Origin of the sequence: uncultured Nostoc sp., from assembly GCF_964245575.1 — a bacterium.
Lineage (GTDB): Bacteria > Cyanobacteriota > Cyanobacteriia > Cyanobacteriales > Nostocaceae > Nostoc.
The window spans coordinates 6,859-25,794 of record NZ_CAXTNP010000099.1; the positions used below are offsets into that span (position 1 = coordinate 6,859).

An 18,936-nucleotide genomic window follows, 5' to 3' on the forward strand; every position below is an offset into this window, starting at 1 on the left:
AGGACTAAAGTCCTCACTACGAACTTTTGAATTGTTTGTAGTAAGCACTTTAGTGGTAAAAAAATCTATGTATGAATATCGGAAGCTCACAGCAGAACAAAAAGCTGAACTAGTTAAATATCGCTTAAGCCAGGGTTATCCACCTCATTCTCCACCATATCCTGTACAAGATAAGCAATTTTATTTATTAACGGCATCTTGTTATGAGCATCAGTGTTATATACACACTGAATCTCGTCGTCAGGAATTGCTAGATATGATTTTTGATAGGTTTGGTGGGAGTGAAAATGAAGAGAGGAGCGCTGAAGCGCTGACTAGGAACTTAAGAATTTATGCTTGGGTTGTTTTGCATAATCACTATCATCTACTGGTTTATATTGAAAATTTTGATGTATGAGGTGAATTATTTCGTAGAATACATGGTGCGCTTTCTCGACAGTGGAATATAGAGGAGAATATTACTAAGAGAAAAATTTGGTATCGTTGGAGCGATCGCGCTATTCGCTCGGAAAGACATTACTATACAACTGTTAACTATATTCATTACAACCCAGTTAAACATGGTTTAGTCAAATCTCCTTATGACTGGGTTGAAAGTAGTGTTCATTGGTATTTACAAGCTTGTGGACGGCAATGGCTGCGTGATTGTTGGACTCAATATCCGGTGCGGGATTATGGTAGTGATTGGGATAACTTTTAACTTTGATAAGTAAGTGGGCAAGAATAAATCAATCAAACTACGTTATGCAATGTAAAATTAATTAAATTGGCTCGTAGTAAGCGGCTCTAGCCCTATTTTCAGGGCTGGAGCCACTCACTACGAAATTATTTTTTCTCAATATACCTTTGCCACATTTGCTGGTAAGCCTTTTCCATTTCACAGGTAAACTGCTTACCATTCCACAGTGGTGCTGTCTGTCGAGATGCTTTCAACTTCAAAGCCACCTGTTGGCGTAAAGCTTCATCTTTCCCCAAACGCACACCCCACTCTACATACTCTTCATTAGTCCACGCAATCCCTTCTGTGATCCCAGCATTCATCATCATGGTGTAGCTATTTCGGGCGGCAAATTGCTCTCCAACTCTGCTTACTAAGGGAATACCCATCCAAAGTGTTTCTAAGGTTGTCGTCGCGCCGTTATAAGGATAAGTATCTAATACAACATCAGCAATGGCTAAATTTGCTCTGTGGACAGACTCAGAAGCATCTAAGCCTAAAAATCGTAGACGTGAACACTCTACACCCTCTTCTTCTGCTAACTGGATAAAAAATTTCTGTACAGCTTCTGCGTCTGCTATCCCTTTAATTAAAAAATAGCTATTAGGAACTTCCTTAATAATTCTCATTTGCAGCCGCGCTGTATCAGGATGGCGCTTAAATCCTCTTTGAGCGCTGAGATAAATTACAGCATTACTAGGAATATCTAGAGAGTCTCGTCGTAAAGTTGGGACACCGATTTCAAAACCATCCACCGCTATATAAGTTTGCGGTAATCGCCAGATTTTTTCTGTATAGTACTCCTGAGCAGATTCGGGCAAAACATAAGGATCAGCAATAAAGTAATCAACTGCTGGTATTCCCGAAGCATCCCAACCCAACCAGGTTACTTGCACAGGTGCAGGTTTAAGCGCCATTATTTCACAAGTAACATCTAGAGTGATACTATCCAAATCGATTAAAATATCAATTTCATCTTGGTAGATTTTTTCAGCAATGTCATCACTATAAATTCCCCCTAGATAAGCTTGATTAAATTGCTGCACATACCATTCTTGCAACGAATCATCTACTTGTTTATAATTTATAAAATAGCCATAAATATCAAACTCTTCACGGGTATGGTGTTGAATTAACCACCTAGCTAACCAGCCAACTGAATGCCTAGATAAACAATGAGATAAGTAGCCAATCTTTATTTGCTTATTTCTATTATGTGAACTACGTTGTTTATATCGCTGGACTTTTTCCGTGGCATATTCTTGCACATTAAGCTGACATAGTTGCGCCACTTGATTCTGAATTTGTCTATTTTTATGCGGATTATCTTGTAAGTAAGGTGCATAATAATTGGCATTAAATAGACGCAATACCCTAGCAGGCTCAATATTTATAGGTTGTTCTTCTATTAAAGATTTCAGTAAAGATTCCTGTTCTAGGAAAACTGTACACGCTTCGTCCCAATAAGCAGGAGCTTCCATTAATCCTCGCTGTATTAGGTGTTTAGCAAAGACTTGATCGGTTAAAGTCTTTGATAGTGAGTAGCATAACTTAGCAACTTCTATTCCTTGAGAATAATTGTAATCTTTTAGATAAAAACCAGCGATATGACGCAGAAGTTCTGTATTTTCAGATTCCAGCCGTAAACATAGCTCAATTAATGATATTGCTACTTTAGGTTGCTGCATAGAATGGGCAATTTTAACTGCGGCTGGCAGCAAAATATTAATGAAAGATTGAGGCTCACTAACATGGGCTAGACAACATTCTGCAAACTCTAGGACAGAGGGATGCAAAGGGTCATCATTGATGATACTCCCTAATACTTGCAACAATAACTCAATATCTATAATTGCTTCTGGCTGAATTAACTCAATTACCTCTAGGGAAGTTAATTCATCACCAGTAAAAGTTTTTAGCTTGATAGATAGCTCAATCAAATAGAGAAGATTATTCACATATATAGGAGAAATTTCCCGTATATGTTGGCGAATTGCCCAAGCAACTGAATAATCTGCTAATGTCTCTCTGCGTTCGGCTTCGGTTTGCAGAACGTTTATCAATTCTACAGTCCATTGCTCAACTTGTTCGGCTTCTCTCTCCTCCATAGCCAGCAGCCAAGTCATTTGCGCTTCTGCTTCTTGTCCCTGCAATAGCAACATTAAGCCTAAGTTCCAGTAGTGAGATTTCACTTCTGGTTCTGTTTCGATAACTTGTTCATAGCAACTAGCAGCTTGAGTATAGTTACCTTTGATAAAATATTCCTGGGCTTGCTGCTCTGATGGGGTGATGTTAGTAGGAATTTGGACAGAAGTCATAATCAAGAATTTTCAGGATAGTACTAGTACTATTCCCAGAATTGAGAACAAAATTAAAGTGGGTAGCCTAAACTACCCACTGTTATAAAGCTTGTAATTAGATATAGAACTCAAGTTATTACTTGGATGTCAGTTCTGCATAGGCGGTGTTACAATTTGGTTGCAGTGGAGTGCCTGATGAAGCTCCAGCTGGGCCAAAACTTCCAATACTAGCACTCTGGTCACCAACATTATTAGACTGGCATAACACAGCTAGAGTAGTTGCTTCACTGGTAGATAATACTGTTGATTTAATAACAACACCCTGGTAAGATTTGAGCACCGGCTTCAGAGATATACCATTATTGGCAACCTGAGTGGTGTTTCCATTAATAGCATATGCATAATTCTCAGTTTGGGTTCTAATACCAAGTCCTAACTGATCCATAGTACTAGTGAATGCTGCATTTTCCAAAAAGTATGCTTGTTGAGCGCGGTTCATGGAACCAGTATACTGTTTAGCTTCTGACTGTTTACCTTTGTTAGCTTGGTTCAAGAAAGAGGGTAGAGCGATCGCAGACAAAATACCGATAATGATAATTACTACTAATAATTCAATAAGTGTGAAACCCTCGTTTTCCTTCTTTTTGCCGATGATGTGTTGGAGAAACTTTGCCTTCAATTCGGTTTTCATAAGTGTTTTCCCTGGTATATGAGGTGGTTTTGTGTTCTAGATATAACTTACCCACTCGTGTTTGGTTTCATATCACCCTACCAAAAAATTTTTTTCAACTATTCAACTGTGTTTTTATTTATATGGCGATCGCGCCTGTCATCGCGCTCGCTCACCAATCGCATCAACACGGCGTCGAGGGTAATTACTCTGGGGAGATGCTTATTATCTCCAAGATCCGATTAGAGAAAATGTTAATTTTCAGATTAAAAACCGTCTAAAATTCTAAAATTAGCTTGTTTAGCTGATGTTTTAGGTTTTCCAGATTATACTTTAGAATTACTAGAGCATCTAACAGTCAAGTATGGCGATAATCCGAAATATAACTTTGCTAAAACTATTATAGAGAGCTTATCTAGTTTTCCAGACTTGGTTGAATCTGGATTAGATTCTCTACCTGTGGTAGCTAATATTCGTCCTTTTCTTCACATCTATGTCCTGGTAAATTGATTAAACTCAGCGATACTGTCGCCAGTCTTGCTGGTCTTCAAAATTCTTCTAATCGTCAGAATTACATAGAGGCTACAGTTGGGATTGAGTCTGAGCATTAGGCTGAAGTTCCCCCGTGCAAATGTCCTAAAAAAGCTTGTAACACCTCATTATCGCTGAGTCGTAAAGCAACACGCTGCGCGATCGCACACCCCTTTGATAATTTGTACCCAGTAAAGCAACTCGAAAAAACTTTGAAAGTCTCTTGGGTTAAGTAACAGCACTTTTCGGTTGGGGAGAACTTCAGATTAGGATTGGCGTTTTTTATCTAGTAAATTAGATGCTGGACTGGTCATTAAAGTTGATCCTGGTAGTAGTTTTTAGATGGATAAACGAGATTGGGCTATTTCGTTAGATTGTCTGTAAAAACATTGATGATTAAAAGTTACCATTTTTGGCAATCATTTGAAAATATACACCTCTTATATATTAAATCTAAGGTTAACTTTACTTTGAATATATTGACTTTTTAGCAATTACATTCAAGCTAATGAGTGTATTTGAAATACGAATTTTACTGCAATCATTAAACCAATCAAATTCCTCTACTTGGTAATATTCTGTAAACCCAACTTCTTCTAAGCAGATAGCCAAAATTTCAAAATCAAATCCTACTTTGTGAACATCATATATATTGGTTTGTGCCCCAAATATAATCCGCATTAAAGATAGACGATCAACTACTGTAAGTTCTGGATAAAGATAAAGCCAACACAATTTTTTTAAGTCGGGAACACTAATAAAAAGTTGTCCGCCTGGTTTAAGAACCCGATGCCATTCTGTTATAGTATTGATTAACTCATTATCTATTGCATGATAAAAATGTTCTAGAACATGACTGGCATAAATTGCAGCAATTGAATTACTTTCAAATTGACTTAAATCAGATGCGTTGCCAATATAATCTACTTCTGGACGAGGTTCAACATCGAATATTTTCCAGTCTGGATGTGTTTGATTTCCACCAATATGAAGTTTAATGTCTGTCATTTTTTTTGTATTTTTCTACTCTGTATCGTTTCTTCTACCTCTTGTGGGTCAAGCATTAAAAATTTTTAGAAAAAATCAGATGTTGGACTGGGCATTGAAATTGCTCCTCATACTAACTTTGTTCTGATTCTTCGCACCGTTATGCCAACTCTTGTTGACAGCTAAGGCATACCTGCGAACATTTGCCATGCTGTCAAAGCTAGCGGTACACCCAACCTTGAGTATTCCCAACTTATGAGGATTTCTATCACAATATTCAAGAGTCAATTAGAACTGGATGAGGTAGGTTACATTGTCGCCAAGCACAGTTCTGTCGAAACCAGTGTAGAGGGCGTTTTGCTGGTGGCGATAATTCTTGCATCCTGAGAAAAGGGCACAAACATTACTAAGCCCTTGGTCAACACCAAGGGCTAGAATTCTCAACTTCGATTGTGGAAGTGCTTTATTCAAACTCAGGTGGCCACAATTCTGATATTGCCAGTTCCCAACCTGGTAGCAAGTCTGATAGTGTAAGCGTGTCGCCATTCTGCAACACCACCGAAGTTTGGTTTAATTGATAAACCGTTACTGTCAATTTGTCAGGGTCAATCAATATGCCGACTGTAGACCCAAGTTGCAAAAATAGCTGAATCTTCTCTTCAAGCGGTTTGATTCTGTCACTTTTAGATTTAATCTCAACCATTAGGTCTGGAACCAACTCTACAAAGTCGCGCTTGGTCTTCTTCAGTCGGTCAGCCTTAACAAAAGACACGTCAGGGGCACGCAGGTTTCTTTTTTCCGAGTCGTCCTCTTCTATATTCGGTAGGATAAACCCTGCGCTAGAACCAGTTATACGTCCTAGCTTGCGCGACATTACCCAGTTATTTAAGAAGGTAATGAGACGAGCGCCAATTTCCTCTGACTCGTAATCTGATGGCCCCATAACTATGATTTTCCCCTCTACCAACTCCATCTGCCATTCTGGATGCTCGGTTTGTAGCTGCTCTAAGTCTCTAATCGCAAAGGACATAATACATTAAATAACGCTTTTATCTCTATCATACGTACCTCAATCTACGAAAGCTACAATGTATTGAAATAAAAACGCCTGTATAGTTTGCCATTAGTAGCATCAATTAAAACAGATGTAATTTTTTATTAACTTCTTAATGAACTACCACAGATATTTTTTTACCTTATTGATAAACCTGATACTAATCTCAATATCTACACATTTATTGCACCTGAAATTAAACAAAAATCATTTCGTTTAGACAGCTTATTTGCTACTATCAATGGATTGGAAAATGAACCTTTATACTTTGTATAATTGCAAACCTACAAATATGAAGGATTTTACGAACGACTTTTTGGATAAATTTTTGTTTACTTCCGTCAATATAAACCCGCCAACTCAGACTGGTACGCAATTGTTATTTACGATCACCGCATTCATGAAACTCCACCTCACCCTCGCTATCAGGCTTTAGGAGAACAACATCTACGTTGCATTTATCTGAATGAACTTTCTACTAGGGCTAAAGATTCCTTGGGGATAGGAATTGCCAAACTATTTGTATAAGCGCCTACAAAAGCTACTTCCTTAGCTCAACAGCTAATCACTCAGGCACGAGAAGACTTTACCAATGAAAATCTTCAAAAGAAAGTGATAGCATTTATCCAAGCCATTGTATTTTATAAGTTTCCCAATCTTGCTTTAGAGTAAGTTGAAGCTATGCTTGATTTAGATGCATTCAAAAATACTCGATTGGACGAAAGTATATTAGCAAAAACAGAAGTAGAAACAAAATTAATATTAGTCTCAAAATGTGTTGAAAAAGGTATGAGCATTCAAGAAATAGCAGAATTACTAGAAATACCCGGATTTCTCACCACAATTCTCAAAGCCTTATAAAATCTCGATTCTAGGTTTTCACACTGCATCAAAAAATAACCGATTAAAAATACCCGAAACATATTCCGGGTAAGGATTATGAGGATTGCTTCGGCGTAGCCCGTCGCAGACATCACGGGACTTGTGAGAAATGCGGGAAATAGATGTTGAAACTATCAAGAAATACCTCTAACAACAGCCCTAGTACGCCACGGCGTAAATAGCGCAAAGTCTGAGCGGCGGTTCCCGCCGTTGGCGCAGCCCGCCGCAAACATCAGAACTTTGCAAGACGAGCAGCCATTTAAAATCCCTGCATAGCTTATTCCATAATACTTTTGAATGAGTGACTTTTGACCTTTGACTTCCGCCTTGCGGTACTAGCAGTTAAAAGGATGTTTAGCAAGTGTTGAGCGCATAGTACCGTAGGCATTTTGCGATCGCTTACCATCTGGCGTAGCCAATCACAGTTTGTTATGCTATATTAAACGTAGTCGTTATGAGTATGTATATGGTTATGACTAACCCCACAGTAGAAAACTTAGTAATTATCGGTTCTGGCCCAGCAGGGTACACAGCTGCTATTTATGCCGGACGCGCTAACCTGAAACCCGTTGTATTTGAAGGTTTCCAAGCCGGGGGATTACCTGGTGGGCAACTAATGACAACGACGGAAGTTGAGAACTTTCCAGGGTTTCCCCAAGGGATTACCGGGCCGGAACTGATGGATCAGATGAAGGCTCAGGCGGAGCGCTGGGGAGCTGAACTATATACTGAAGATGTTATATCAGTTGACTTGAGTCAGCGTCCATTTACAGTGCGATCGCAAGAGAGGGAAATAAAAACCAACAGCATCGTTATTGCTACGGGTGCAACAGCAAAGCGTTTGGGTTTACCCAACGAACATGAATTTTGGAGTCGGGGTATTTCCGCTTGTGCAATTTGCGATGGTGCAACACCAATTTTCCACGGTGCAGAATTGGCTGTAATTGGTGCTGGCGACTCGGCGGCGGAAGAGTCTATTTACCTCACTAAGTATGGTTCCAAGGTAAATATGTTGGTACGCACCGATAAAATGCGGGCTTCTAAAGCCATGCAAGACCGCGTTTTGAACAACCCGAAAATCCAAGTGCATTGGAACACAGAAGCCGTGGATATCTTCGGTAATGGTCACATGGAAGGGGTGAAAGTCCGCAATACCAAAACTGGTGAAGAGAGCCGACTGCATGCTAAGGGTTTATTCTACGCCGTTGGTCACAGCCCCAATACCTCTCTATTTAAAGGACAATTAGAACTGGATGAGATAGGTTACGTTGTCACCAAGCATGGTTCTGTAGAAACTAGTGTAGAGGGCGTTTTTGCAGCTGGCGACGTGCAAGATCATGAGTTTCGGCAAGCAATTACGGCTGCGGGTACTGGCTGTATGGCGGCGATGTTAGCAGAACGTTGGTTGTCATGCAGTGGCTTAATTCAAGAATTCCATCAACAGTCAGAAACAGCAGATAATGAATTAGAACATCAGCCAGCTAAAAAGACTGAAGCCGAGGAAGAAGCTGGATTTAATTTGAATGGGACGCGTCATCAGGGAGGTTATGCTTTACGGAAATTGTTCCATGAAAGCGATCGCTTACTTCTTGTTAAATACGTCTCTCCTGGTTGTGGCCCTTGTCATACCCTGAAACCAATTTTAAATAAAGTGGTGGATGAATTTGACAGCAAAATTCACTTTGTGGAAATTGACATCGACAAAGACCGAGATATTGCTGAAAATGCTGGTGTAACAGGAACGCCAACGGTTCAATTGTTCAAAAATAAGGAACTGGTGAAGGAAGTCAAAGGTGTGAAGCAAAAGAGCGAATACCGCCAGTTGATTGAAAGTAATCTTTAGGGACTGGGGACTGGGGACTGGGGACTAGGAAATAATTCTTTTAACTGCTAATACCCAATACCCAGTACCCAATCACCCAGTAATACCATTTCTTTGTGAGGCTGCGCTAAATTTTCTTAACTTCTTATTTGTTTCTTCCTTTGTGTCCTTTGCGCCCTTTGCGGTTAGTTTTTGATATATGGCGCATCTTCATACAGAATTGGTATAACCAATACCCAATACCCAATACCCAATCCCCATGCCCCTAATCCCCACTCCGTGGGGGCCCCGAGTTCCCCAATCACCAATCACCAATCACCCAGTCGAGTACCGTACTCTTCTTTACCCTGCTGTTGGGAACGAATAAAACGACAGTAACCGTTAAGACCTTTTTCAATCCGGTCTTTAAGCTGACTGACCCAGTTTAATTGTTCTGTGTTGCAGTAGCCCAAGCTCTCGGCAATAATGAAAGCGCTTTTGGTTTCAGTCAATGAGCCGCGAGCAATGTACATAAAACGCAATCTATCTAAATAGTGATAGCGTCCATAGCCCTCAGCTATGTTCAGTAAAACGCTGCAAGCTGCTCTTCGTAATTGATCGCTCAAATTGTAACGCTCACAACCCGGCAAACTATTTGCTAATCGATAAGCCGCTTTTAGCAGTTTGAGGCTATCTTGGTAGAAGTCTAAAGACTCAAAGCCTCTATCTTGCATATCATCCCAATCTAAAGTCCCTCAATTTTATGGGACATTTTTACCAAATACCCAGTCCCCAGTCCCCAATCCCCAGTCCCCAATATGTAAAATAGTCAGCGTATCAAGCTTTGCTCCAGGCGATCGCTTTATGGCCATTACAAAACGGCGACTACCGACATTTTTACAGTTTGGCAACAGTCTCAATCTTTCCCAAAAACTTATGCTCATCGGGTTAGCCATTACCCTATTTTTCATCTTCCTGGCATTCTTCGCTCCCGTATTCCAGGCTTGGGGATGGCTGCAAAACCCAAAAGATTTTCTCTCTAATCCAATTCATGAGCCACCCTCAGCTAAACATTGGTTTGGTACTAGTCGTTTGGGTTATGATGTGTTCTCCCGGACATTGTTCGGCGCTCAAGCTGCTTTGCAGGTGGTGATTTTGGCAACAGCGCTGAGTATGATTATCGGTGTGCCTTTGGGGATGCTGAGTGGTTATCAGGGCGGTAAATTGGATAAAGTGTTGCTGTTTATTATGGATAGCATCTACACTCTACCGGGGCTACTGCTGTCTGTGACGCTGGCGTTTGTGGTGGGGCGTGGGATATTAAATGCAGCGATCGCTATTAGCATTGCTTACATTCCCCAATATTACCGCGTTGTTCGCAACCACACCGTAAGCGTGAAAACTGAAGTGTTCATCGAAGCTGCTCAAGCAATGGGCGCTTCCACTTGGGTTGTGCTTTCTCGTTATCTATTTTTCAACGTCATTCAAAGCGTACCCGTGCTATTCACACTCAACGCTGCTGATGCGATTTTGGTGTTGGGCGGTTTGGGCTTTTTGGGGCTAGGACTTCCCGAAGAAGTGCCAGAATGGGGACATGATTTAAAGCAAGCCTTAGAAGCTCTACCCACTGGCATTTGGTGGACTACACTTTTCCCTGGTTTAACGATGACATTCATGGTGGTAGGGTTATCACTACTTGGTGAAGGGTTAAATGAATTTGTCAATCCCCGGTTACGAAGAGAAAATAGAATCCAAAAGTAGTCATTGGTCATTAGTCATTAGCAAAGGACAACTGACAAAGGACAAAGGACAACTGACAAATAAACAATAGAGAGATTTGTATGAAAGATAATTTAACGTTAATTGCTGCCGCTACTGGCGGGTTTATCCTTTCCGTTGCTCTTGCTGGTATCTTAAGAGGTGCGCCAGTTACAGGTTGGCAAGAGCAATCGAGTTTCCGCAGCACGACTTTTGCTAATTTACAGAAATCGGAGTTGAAAGCTGCGCGTCTTCTCCCAAGCAAAGACACTGCGCGAACAGATCGGGGATGAAAACAACTCGCGCCCAATAATAGGCAATAGGGAATAGCTGTTCACCAATGCCCAATGCCCCATGCCCAATACTTCGACTTCGCTCAGTAAAAGTGCCCAATGCCCAATGACAAATGACAAATGACAAATGACAAATGACAAATGACAAATGACAAAATTCAAGTAATTGGCATTGATGTGGGGGGAACGGCAATTAAGCTGGGGCGTTTTGCAGCTGATGGTAGTTGTCTCTTATCTTTGACTGTGGCATCTCCCCAACCGACAACGCCGGAGGCTGCGCTGGCGGTGATCGTAGATGCGATCGCCCAAATTGATCCAGATAATCAAGCTGTTGCTATTGGTGTTGGTACTCCTGGCCCATCTGATGCAACAGGACGCATTGCCAAAATCGCCATTAACTTACCTGGATGGGTCGATGTGCCTTTAGCAGATTGGTTAGAAGCTAAAACTGGCAAACCTACTGCGATCGCTAATGATGCTAATTGTGCTCTTTTGGGAGAAGCTTGGTTGGGAGCCGGTCGCCACTTTCAAAATCTGATTCTGCTAACTTTAGGTACTGGGGTTGGTGGCGCAATTATCCTTGATGGTAAACTATTTGTTGGACATCAAGGAGCCGCCGGGGAATTGGGTTTGATTTCATTAAATCCAGATGGCCCAATTTGTAATAGTGGCAATCAAGGCTCTTTAGAACAATATGCCTGTGCTACTGCGATTCGTCGCCGCACTCTCAAGGAACCCGTCGAATTGGGTTTTCTTGCCCAACAAGGAGATGCTGAAGCATTGAATTTTTGGCAAGAATATGGTATAAGCTTGGGAATTGGTTTAACGAGTTTGATTTATGTACTCACACCGCAAGCGATCGTCATTGGTGGCGGTATCAGTGGCAGCTTTGAATTTTTCTTACCAGCAGTGAAGGCAGAAATTGAGAAGCGAGTTCAGCCTTTATCACGGGTGGGTTTACAAATATTGCCAGCGAAGTTAGGCAATTTTGCAGGGATAGTGGGTGCAGCAAAGTTGGCATGGCAACACTATTCGGAATGTTAGATTATGGTTCAAACAATCCCAGCTAGAGACATCAGTCTTTACGAATTAGAAGAAAAATTTGGTTTGCAACTTGCCACAGACACCAACTTCTTTACAGAGTGGACAGAAATAGCAACTCTGACTGATGGTGAACAGCAAGCGATCGCACGAGTGAAAAGCAACTATTTAAACTTGAGTAAGCACCGTCTGATGTCAGAAGAGGCGGTAAAGATGGTAGTGCTGTCTCCTTTACTCGATTTAGCTGGCTTTTATCAATTTCCTTTTGAGATTGAAACCGAGACTTCTGTGGAGATTTCTGCTGAAGATGAAAGCTTTATCGTTAAAGGAAACATTGATGTTCTTGTCATCCAAAAACGTTTTTGGGTACTTGTCATCAAGTCTAAAAGCAGTAAATTTGATGTGATGACAGCCCTACCTCAAGCACTCACTTATATGCTTGATTGTCCAAATCCTGCACAACCAAGTTTTGGTTTACTAATCAACGGTAGGGAATTTGTTTTTATCAAATTGATTCAACAAGAACATCCTTGGTATGCACGATCTGATGCGCTATCAATTGAACGCGATTCAGAACTACAGCAAGTACTCAGTATCTTGAAGCGCCTGGGAGAATTAATTGTAATGGGCTACGCCCCGCTACGCTAACGTAATTCGTAATACTAAGACAAAGAATATCCTGTTGCATATTTAACATATTTCACCACTTTTTCATAAGATTCAGGATTACTCACAGGGTTGATGATGATGGGGATAGTGCCATCTGGCAACCAAAAAGTTATCCTGCCATTCGGTTCATGACAAAAAGAACTGATGCAGTTGAGATTAATTACATATTCGTTTTTGTCGTAATGGATTTTTACCCAGTGGGCATGATCTAATTCCAATCCAATCACACATTCTAAATAATAAAGGATCTTTTGATAATCTTCCAAGTTACTTTGCGGGTTAATCACTATCGCAATGGCACTATCGGGTAACCAAAAAGTAACCCTGCCGTTCAGTTCATAACAAAAAGCATGGACACGTTCAAAATTAACTACATATTCTCTCCTTTCGTAAAGGATTTTCACCCAGTACGCCACAACATCTCCCCAAGTCCGAAATTTACGAATGATGCACCCTGTATATCCAAATCTACTGAAGCCTTAAGTTAATATTGGAATTAATTATGAATTCTTATGAAACCTCCAATGGTGTTGGTGTACCTGAAGTTGAAAGAGAAAGAGCGATCGCTGCTTGAATAAATCCTTTAAATAAAGGGTGAGGGCTACTGGGGCGCGATTGAAATTCTGGATGAAATTGGCAAGCAAGAAAGAATGGGTGCTTGGGTAATTCCACAATTTCAACTAAGCGTCCATCGGGAGAAGTACCACTGATCGCATACCCAGACTTTAATAACAAATCGCGGTAAGCATTGTTGAACTCATACCGATGTCGATGTCGTTCATAAATCACATCTTCTTGATAAAGTTTAAAAGCCAGTGTATCAGGAAGAACACGACAAGGATATAGCCCTAAGCGCATTGTACCCCCTAAATCGACTACTTTCTGCTGTCCTGGCAATAAATTAATTACCGGATCAGATGTATGAGGGTCAAATTCAGCACTATTAGCACCTGTTAATCCCCCTACGTGCCGGGCCCATTCAATCACAGAACATTGCATACCCAGGCATAAACCCAAAAAAGGAATTTGGCGATCGCGGGCGTATTTAATCGCGGCAATTTTGCCATCCACCCCCCGAACCCCAAAACCTCCTGGCACAACTATGCCATCGACACCTTCAAGATAAGTTTCGGGCGCTTGGGTTTCCAAATCTTCTGAATTCACCCAACGCAGGCGCAGTTTGCCATAAGTGGAAATTGCCGCATGGTTTAATGCTTCCACTACAGATAGATAGGCATCACTTAACTGCACATATTTACCGACAATGGCAATTTCTAGCTCGTGCTTGGGACTATGTAACCGTTTGACCAGGGTTTGCCACTGCGTCAAATCTGGTTTGCGTTGTTCCATTTGCAGCAAGTTCAGCACTTGTTCTGCCATTCCTTCCCGTTCAAGATTCAGAGGTACTTCATAGATACTTTTGGCATCTTGGGAGGTGATGACGCATTCTTCCGGCACATCGCAAGATCCAGACAGTTTCTGCTTTAATCCCTTGGGTAAAGGGCGATCGCTCCGACAAACTAAAATATCTGGTTGAATGCCAATGGATCTCAGTTCTTTAACTGAATGCTGTGTTGGCTTAGTTTTCATCTCACCCGCAGAAGCAATCCACGGTACTAGAGTTACGTGCATGTACAGCACATTCTGCCTTCCTACCTCTTTGCGGAACTGGCGAATTGCTTCCAAAAACGGTAGTGATTCAATATCTCCTACCGTACCGCCAATTTCTGTAATTACTACAGATGGATTTGTACTTTTAGCAACTCGCAGAATTCGCTCTTTGATTTCATTAGTAATATGAGGAATTACCTGCACAGTACCACCATTGTAGTCTCCGCGCCGCTCTTTATTGATAACTGCCTGGTAAATCGAGCCAGTCGTTACACAATTCAAACGCGACATTGAGGTATCAGTAAAGCGTTCGTAATGCCCCAAGTCCAAATCTGTTTCCGCACCATCCTGAGTAACGAATACTTCCCCATGCTGAAAGGGACTCATTGTGCCAGGATCGATATTGATATAAGGGTCAAGTTTGAGAATCGACACAGAATATTCACGCGACTTGAGCAAACGCCCTAAACTTGCTGCTACAATGCCCTTACCAATACTGGAAACTACGCCCCCAGTTACAAAAATAAACTTAGTCATACTAGTTTGAATTTTTAACAACTTCTAAAAATACATCCCGCCATTGTGCCACAGTTGTTGTGGTGTAATCTTCTGTGATTGAGCTTGTGAAAAACCTTTTAGGATTAGTAATCTTAGGCTGTATTGTCACCTCCTCCGTAGCATTGGCAGAGCCATCTCTTATAGTCGTTTTTCCCCAAACAAGCTACCAGACGAGTTCCCAAAAAATCTTCTTTCTGGGGACTGCACCACCAAATGGTCAGGTTTTGATCAATAGTAAGCCAATTACCCGCAGCAAAGCTGGTCATTTTTCCCCTAGTTTCCCCTTGCAGTTGGGGGAAAATCTTTTTACTGTGCGTCACGACAATCAAGAACTCCAGATTAAAGTGACAAGGCTTCCCACTGATCCTGAGCTACCACAGGGGTTAGCCTTTGCTAAAGATTCCCTGACTCCCGCAGTTGACATTGCCAGACTACCGGGAGAGCTAATCTGTTTTAGTGCGATCGCACCCCCTAACGCTAGCGTATCTGTCAAGTTGGCTAATCAAACTACTGCCCTTTTACCCCAACCTCAACAAGCGCAACTACCAAGTAATTTGGCAGCTCTGACAGGGCAAAATCAGCCTCATGCCCAGTCTAGTGTAGACAATTATAAAGGTTGCACCACAGTGGCAACAGCCGCCGATCTGGGACAACCTCACTTTCAACTGACGCTCAATGGCAAGACGATAACTCAACCAGGTACTGGTAAAATTCAAATCCTTTCAAGAGCAGAGTTGCCAGTTTCTGAGGTTACAGTAGAGTCAGGCGTTGCTCGCACTGGCCCAAGCACCGATTATTCTCGACTTACACCACTGCCCAAAGGCACACGCGCAACAGTAACAGGTAGGGAAGGTGAATGGTTGCGCCTAGAGTATGGCGCTTGGATTAATAGTAAAGAAACCCGCATTCTCTCTGGTGCAATTGAGCCACAGACAATAATTCGCAGTGTCGGATACCGTCAACTCCCTGGTGCGACAGAGATAGTTTTCCCCTTACAAGTTCCCGTACCTGTGAGCGTGCAACAAAGTGAGGGTGCTTTCACTCTCACTCTCTACAATACCACTGCCCAAACGGACATTATTCGCCTGGATGATGACCCCCTAATTTATCGCCTAGATTGGCAACAAGAGGCTCCAGAACAAGTAAAATACACCTTTAACCTCAAAAAAGCTCAACAGTGGGGATATAAGCTGAGATACGACGGTACAACCCTGGTTTTGGCTTTGCGTCATCCGCCGAAAATTGGGAACACAAGACGCAAGCCTTTAGCTAATCTCAAGATTGTACTAGATCCAGGGCATGGCGGTAAAGAATCTGGTGCCAGTGGCCCAACTGGATATTTAGAAAAAGATTTGAATTTGGTGGTGTCCAAGTTGCTGCGGGATGAGTTGGTGAGGCGAGGAGCAACGGTAGTGATGACACGGGAGGATGATCGCGAACTTTCCCTAGCAGAACGTCAGGCAATTATCAGTCAAGAAGAACCATGCATCGCTCTTTCCATACACCACAATTCCTTACCCGATGATGGTGATGCCGAAAAAACTAAGGGATTCGCCGCCTTTTGGTATCAACCCCAAGCCCACAACCTGGCAATGTTTTTACAGAAGTATGTAGTCGAAAAAGTCGGCAAACCTTCTTATGGTGTGTTTTGGGATAACCTGGCGCTGACACGTCCAACTGCTGCACCATCAGTGTTGCTGGAATTGGGTTTTATGAGCAATCCCGATGAATTTGAGCAGATAGTGAACCCAGAGGTACAGAAGAAAACGGCTTATGCGATCGCTCAGGGAATTACTGAGTGGTTTAGGAGTGTGAGATAAATTTTGAGGTACAACACTAGTTCCTCATTGTATTTGGTGGAGTGCGATAGACCATGATTACTAAAGAAGAAATTACTATCAAAGTTCCCTCTGAGGTAGCAGAGGCATACCGCAATGCCACTGAAGAAGAACGAGAACAATTGCAACTTAAGATTGCCGCAATTATGCAGTCTCAATTTACAACTCCGAGACTTGAGGCCATTGCACGTTTGAGAAACACCATGGATAAAGCTAGTCTTGAAGCACAAGAGCCAGGATTAACGCCTGAAATCTTCAAATCGATTTTGAATGATCACAAATAATCGCCGGTTCGTTTTTGATACTAATCTGCTAATTAGTGCATTTTTGTTTAATCAAAGCAAGCCACGTCAGGCATTAGATCAAGCTACTGTTATTGGCGTTATTTTATTATCAAATTATGTCTTCTTGGAGTTAGAAGAGGTTTTATATCGTCCCAAATTTGATAGGTATCTCACTAAAGAAAGGCGGCAATCATTTATAGAAAAATTAACAGAAAACTCTCAGTTTATTGACGTGACTGAGCAGATTAATGAATGCCGATTAAACGAGTTTCGCCAATCATGGCCGAAAGTGAGACAGAGATTGTAGTGATTTAAGTATCTTTTTTATAGTTTTTTCAACGCCTCAAATTGATGCTAAAAGGGAGGCTTAGGGTAAAAGTGAGTATCTTGTTTTCTCAGTTGATCATTGAGCGATTCATAGTCTAGATACTCCATAAATATTCTCTTTTTTTGGAACACAAGTTTTTGTGGATAAATACAATTTGTACTTCAAACTTATAATTCCCACAATTTTGTGTAAGGCATGACTGTGCCGAATCAGGAAAATAATACCTTGCTACATATTGTTTCAGTGCTTTTACAGTGCCAGAACCGCTTTGATTGCGGGTAAAAATATATGAAATCTTGATATTTTTAAAGCGTATGTATTTTAAAATAGGCGGTATGGTAGGAGCGATCGCTCTTTTATTGAGCAGTGGCAGTGTATTTGCTCAAGATGCAGAAAGATATATCACTGTAGGGCATGATAAATTGGGAAACAGCGTAGCTCTGGACACGGAAACTATTAAGGGCACGACATACAAGCTTTACGGGATCTATGGAGATGGCATTTTCGAGACTACCTTCGATGCATCTTGCAAAGAATCGCGGCTTTTTCGCGATCGCATTGCGATTTACGGGCCAGAAGGACAGCTACTTGAAGAGGATAAGGAAAAAGGAGAAATCCCTTTTGTAGCAAGTTCTTCACCAGGCAAAGGAATGAAAATTGTTTGTCAAAAGATTGGTGTGAGTGGTTGGTAGTTGCTCAATATTTTATGAGTAGGGAATGGGGAATGGGGAATGGGGAATAACCAATGCCCAATGCCCAATGCCCAATGCCCAATGCCCAGCTAGGAAATACTAAGGACAAAATAACGTGTCACGCGTATCTCGTCCTGTAATGGAATTAGTTCCTTTGGCAAGTTTGCACAATTTTTTTTGCTCATCAGGACGCAGCAGCGTATCGGTAAAATCTGCCCCATCAATGATTGCACCATCAAATCTGGCATTAGCAGCAAAAGCACCCTCCAACAGTGCATTTGTCAAATTTGCTCTAACTAAACGAGCTGAGTCTAAAGTGGAATTTCTCAAGTCAGCTCCCTCCAAATTCGCAGACTCCAAATTTGCTGCAAAGAAACTGACACCGTTCAAATTAGCATGGCTGAAGTTGCTCTGGCGAAGATTAGCTTTGGTAAAGCTGGAATCTGTTAAATCACGTCTTGAGAAATCAGCGTCAACTAAAATTTCTTTATTATATTCAAGTGCCAAAACTGTGGGAGCAAAACCGACCGTTGCGGTGATGCCAACTATTCCCCAAAGGAATAAGCTAAGTATGCCTACCCAAATCTTCTGGTTTGTTTTACACTTTTGCCCCAACTCAGTACGGGATGAGTTTAGCTTAGAACCTGTTATGCGATCGCTTAACCTAGAATTCATAGAATTCATAAAATTTTTAGTCAATGGCTAACCTTCCTCCATCTCATTATCCAGATATTGGTGAATTAGGAGAAGACCTAGTAGCCCAATGGTTGCAATCTACAGGTTGGATAATTCTCCATCGTCGCTTTTCTAGCCCTTGGGGAGAAATCGATATTATTGCTGAATATCATGGAGTAACTGGGAAAGAGCAGGAAAGCAGGGGAGAATACCCTACTCCCCACTCCCCACTCCCCACTCCCCACT

General features: G+C 41.6%; 20 protein-coding genes and 2 pseudogenes. 13 read left to right on the top strand and 9 right to left on the bottom strand.

What is annotated here, in order from left to right; genetic code table 11:
* Nucleotides 1-397: pseudogene (locus ACFFAP_RS17095) on the top strand (hypothetical protein); the annotation flags it as partial.
* Between the two features lie 428 nt (nt 398-825).
* On the opposite strand, the gene ACFFAP_RS17100 reads toward ACFFAP_RS17095, so the two are convergent.
* The 4 genes from ACFFAP_RS17100 to ACFFAP_RS17115 all read right to left on the bottom strand — a co-directional run bounded on the left by ACFFAP_RS17100 (nt 826) and on the right by ACFFAP_RS17115 (nt 6,236).
* Complete coding sequence (locus ACFFAP_RS17100; protein ID WP_375512328.1) at nt 826-3,036, bottom strand: O-linked N-acetylglucosamine transferase, SPINDLY family protein; 2,211 nt, start codon at nt 3,034-3,036, stop codon at nt 826-828.
* Between the two features lie 118 nt (nt 3,037-3,154).
* Nucleotides 3,155-3,709 carry a type IV pilin-like G/H family protein gene (locus ACFFAP_RS17105; protein WP_375512329.1) on the bottom strand — a complete coding sequence of 185 codons (555 nt, stop codon included), beginning with the start codon at nt 3,707-3,709 and terminating at the stop codon, nt 3,155-3,157.
* Nucleotides 3,710-4,684: 975 nt separating this feature from the next.
* Nucleotides 4,685-5,227 (bottom strand): methyltransferase domain-containing protein, encoded by a 543-nt coding sequence (locus tag ACFFAP_RS17110; protein WP_375512330.1) that lies wholly within the window; start codon nt 5,225-5,227, stop codon nt 4,685-4,687.
* Between the two features lie 442 nt (nt 5,228-5,669).
* Nucleotides 5,670-6,236 (bottom strand): Uma2 family endonuclease, encoded by a 567-nt coding sequence (locus tag ACFFAP_RS17115; protein ID WP_375512331.1) that lies wholly within the window; start codon nt 6,234-6,236, stop codon nt 5,670-5,672.
* A gap of 144 nt (nt 6,237-6,380) precedes the next feature.
* On the opposite strand from ACFFAP_RS17115, the pseudogene ACFFAP_RS17120 reads away from it, so the two are divergent.
* Both ACFFAP_RS17120 and ACFFAP_RS17125 read left to right on the top strand, forming a co-directional pair.
* Nucleotides 6,381-6,932: pseudogene (locus tag ACFFAP_RS17120) on the top strand (Rpn family recombination-promoting nuclease/putative transposase); the annotation flags it as partial.
* A 9-nt stretch (nt 6,933-6,941) separates the two neighbouring features.
* Nucleotides 6,942-7,121 (top strand): hypothetical protein, encoded by a 180-nt coding sequence (locus ACFFAP_RS17125; protein WP_375512332.1) that lies wholly within the window; start codon nt 6,942-6,944, stop codon nt 7,119-7,121.
* An 18-nt stretch (nt 7,122-7,139) separates the two neighbouring features.
* Here ACFFAP_RS17125 and ACFFAP_RS17130 read toward each other — a convergent pair whose 3' ends face one another.
* Nucleotides 7,140-7,280 carry a hypothetical protein gene (locus ACFFAP_RS17130; RefSeq protein WP_375512333.1) on the bottom strand — a complete coding sequence of 47 codons (141 nt, stop codon included), beginning with the start codon at nt 7,278-7,280 and terminating at the stop codon, nt 7,140-7,142.
* Between the two features lie 334 nt (nt 7,281-7,614).
* Here ACFFAP_RS17130 and trxB point away from each other — a divergent pair, with 334 nt between their 5' ends.
* A complete protein-coding gene (gene trxB / locus ACFFAP_RS17135) occupies nt 7,615-8,985 on the top strand; it encodes a thioredoxin-disulfide reductase (protein WP_375512334.1) in 1,371 nt (456 codons plus the stop codon).
* A 287-nt stretch (nt 8,986-9,272) separates the two neighbouring features.
* Here trxB and ACFFAP_RS17140 read toward each other — a convergent pair whose 3' ends face one another.
* Nucleotides 9,273-9,677 (bottom strand): four helix bundle protein, encoded by a 405-nt coding sequence (locus ACFFAP_RS17140; protein ID WP_099103251.1) that lies wholly within the window; start codon nt 9,675-9,677, stop codon nt 9,273-9,275.
* A gap of 130 nt (nt 9,678-9,807) precedes the next feature.
* Between ACFFAP_RS17140 and ACFFAP_RS17145 the strand changes: the two genes are divergently transcribed.
* The 4 genes from ACFFAP_RS17145 (at nt 9,808) to ACFFAP_RS17160 (ending at nt 12,683) form a co-directional block, all read left to right on the top strand.
* The gene (locus ACFFAP_RS17145) at nt 9,808-10,704 is read left to right on the top strand and encodes an ABC transporter permease (RefSeq protein WP_375512335.1); all 897 of its coding nucleotides are present in this window, start codon (nt 9,808-9,810) and stop codon (nt 10,702-10,704) included.
* Nucleotides 10,705-10,784: 80 nt separating this feature from the next.
* Nucleotides 10,785-10,994, top strand: coding sequence for a hypothetical protein (locus tag ACFFAP_RS17150; protein ID WP_185584060.1), 210 nt, complete (start codon nt 10,785-10,787; stop codon nt 10,992-10,994).
* A 141-nt stretch (nt 10,995-11,135) separates the two neighbouring features.
* Nucleotides 11,136-12,038: an ROK family protein gene (locus ACFFAP_RS17155; RefSeq protein ID WP_375512336.1), complete on the top strand. Its 903-nt coding sequence runs from the start codon at nt 11,136-11,138 to the stop codon at nt 12,036-12,038.
* 3 nt (nt 12,039-12,041) lie between these two features.
* The gene (locus ACFFAP_RS17160) at nt 12,042-12,683 is read left to right on the top strand and encodes a type I restriction endonuclease subunit R (RefSeq protein WP_375512337.1); all 642 of its coding nucleotides are present in this window, start codon (nt 12,042-12,044) and stop codon (nt 12,681-12,683) included.
* A gap of 14 nt (nt 12,684-12,697) precedes the next feature.
* Here the strand turns inward: ACFFAP_RS17160 and ACFFAP_RS17165 are convergent, their stop codons facing one another.
* A complete protein-coding gene (locus ACFFAP_RS17165; RefSeq protein ID WP_375512338.1) occupies nt 12,698-13,120 on the bottom strand; it encodes a hypothetical protein in 423 nt (140 codons plus the stop codon).
* A gap of 94 nt (nt 13,121-13,214) precedes the next feature.
* Nucleotides 13,215-14,852, bottom strand: coding sequence for a CTP synthase (locus tag ACFFAP_RS17170; protein ID WP_375512339.1), 1,638 nt, complete (start codon nt 14,850-14,852; stop codon nt 13,215-13,217).
* Nucleotides 14,853-14,938: 86 nt separating this feature from the next.
* Here ACFFAP_RS17170 and ACFFAP_RS17175 point away from each other — a divergent pair, with 86 nt between their 5' ends.
* The 4 genes from ACFFAP_RS17175 to ACFFAP_RS17190 all read left to right on the top strand — a co-directional run bounded on the left by ACFFAP_RS17175 (nt 14,939) and on the right by ACFFAP_RS17190 (nt 18,015).
* Nucleotides 14,939-16,693: an N-acetylmuramoyl-L-alanine amidase gene (locus ACFFAP_RS17175; protein WP_375512345.1), complete on the top strand. Its 1,755-nt coding sequence runs from the start codon at nt 14,939-14,941 to the stop codon at nt 16,691-16,693.
* 53 nt (nt 16,694-16,746) lie between these two features.
* Nucleotides 16,747-16,995, top strand: a complete 249-nt coding sequence (locus ACFFAP_RS17180) for a hypothetical protein (RefSeq protein ID WP_375512340.1) — start codon at nt 16,747-16,749, stop codon at nt 16,993-16,995.
* Nucleotides 16,982-17,302: a putative toxin-antitoxin system toxin component, PIN family gene (locus ACFFAP_RS17185; protein ID WP_375512341.1), complete on the top strand. Its 321-nt coding sequence runs from the start codon at nt 16,982-16,984 to the stop codon at nt 17,300-17,302. Before ACFFAP_RS17180 ends, ACFFAP_RS17185 begins: the two co-directional genes overlap by 14 nt.
* A 335-nt stretch (nt 17,303-17,637) precedes the next feature.
* Nucleotides 17,638-18,015 (top strand): hypothetical protein, encoded by a 378-nt coding sequence (locus ACFFAP_RS17190; protein ID WP_375512342.1) that lies wholly within the window; start codon nt 17,638-17,640, stop codon nt 18,013-18,015.
* Between the two features lie 99 nt (nt 18,016-18,114).
* Here ACFFAP_RS17190 and ACFFAP_RS17195 read toward each other — a convergent pair whose 3' ends face one another.
* Nucleotides 18,115-18,690, bottom strand: coding sequence for a pentapeptide repeat-containing protein (locus ACFFAP_RS17195; protein WP_375512343.1), 576 nt, complete (start codon nt 18,688-18,690; stop codon nt 18,115-18,117).
* Nucleotides 18,691-18,713: 23 nt separating this feature from the next.
* Between ACFFAP_RS17195 and ACFFAP_RS17200 the strand changes: the two genes are divergently transcribed.
* The coding region (locus ACFFAP_RS17200) for a YraN family protein (protein WP_375512344.1) at nt 18,714-18,936 on the top strand (223 nt) is incomplete at its 3' end.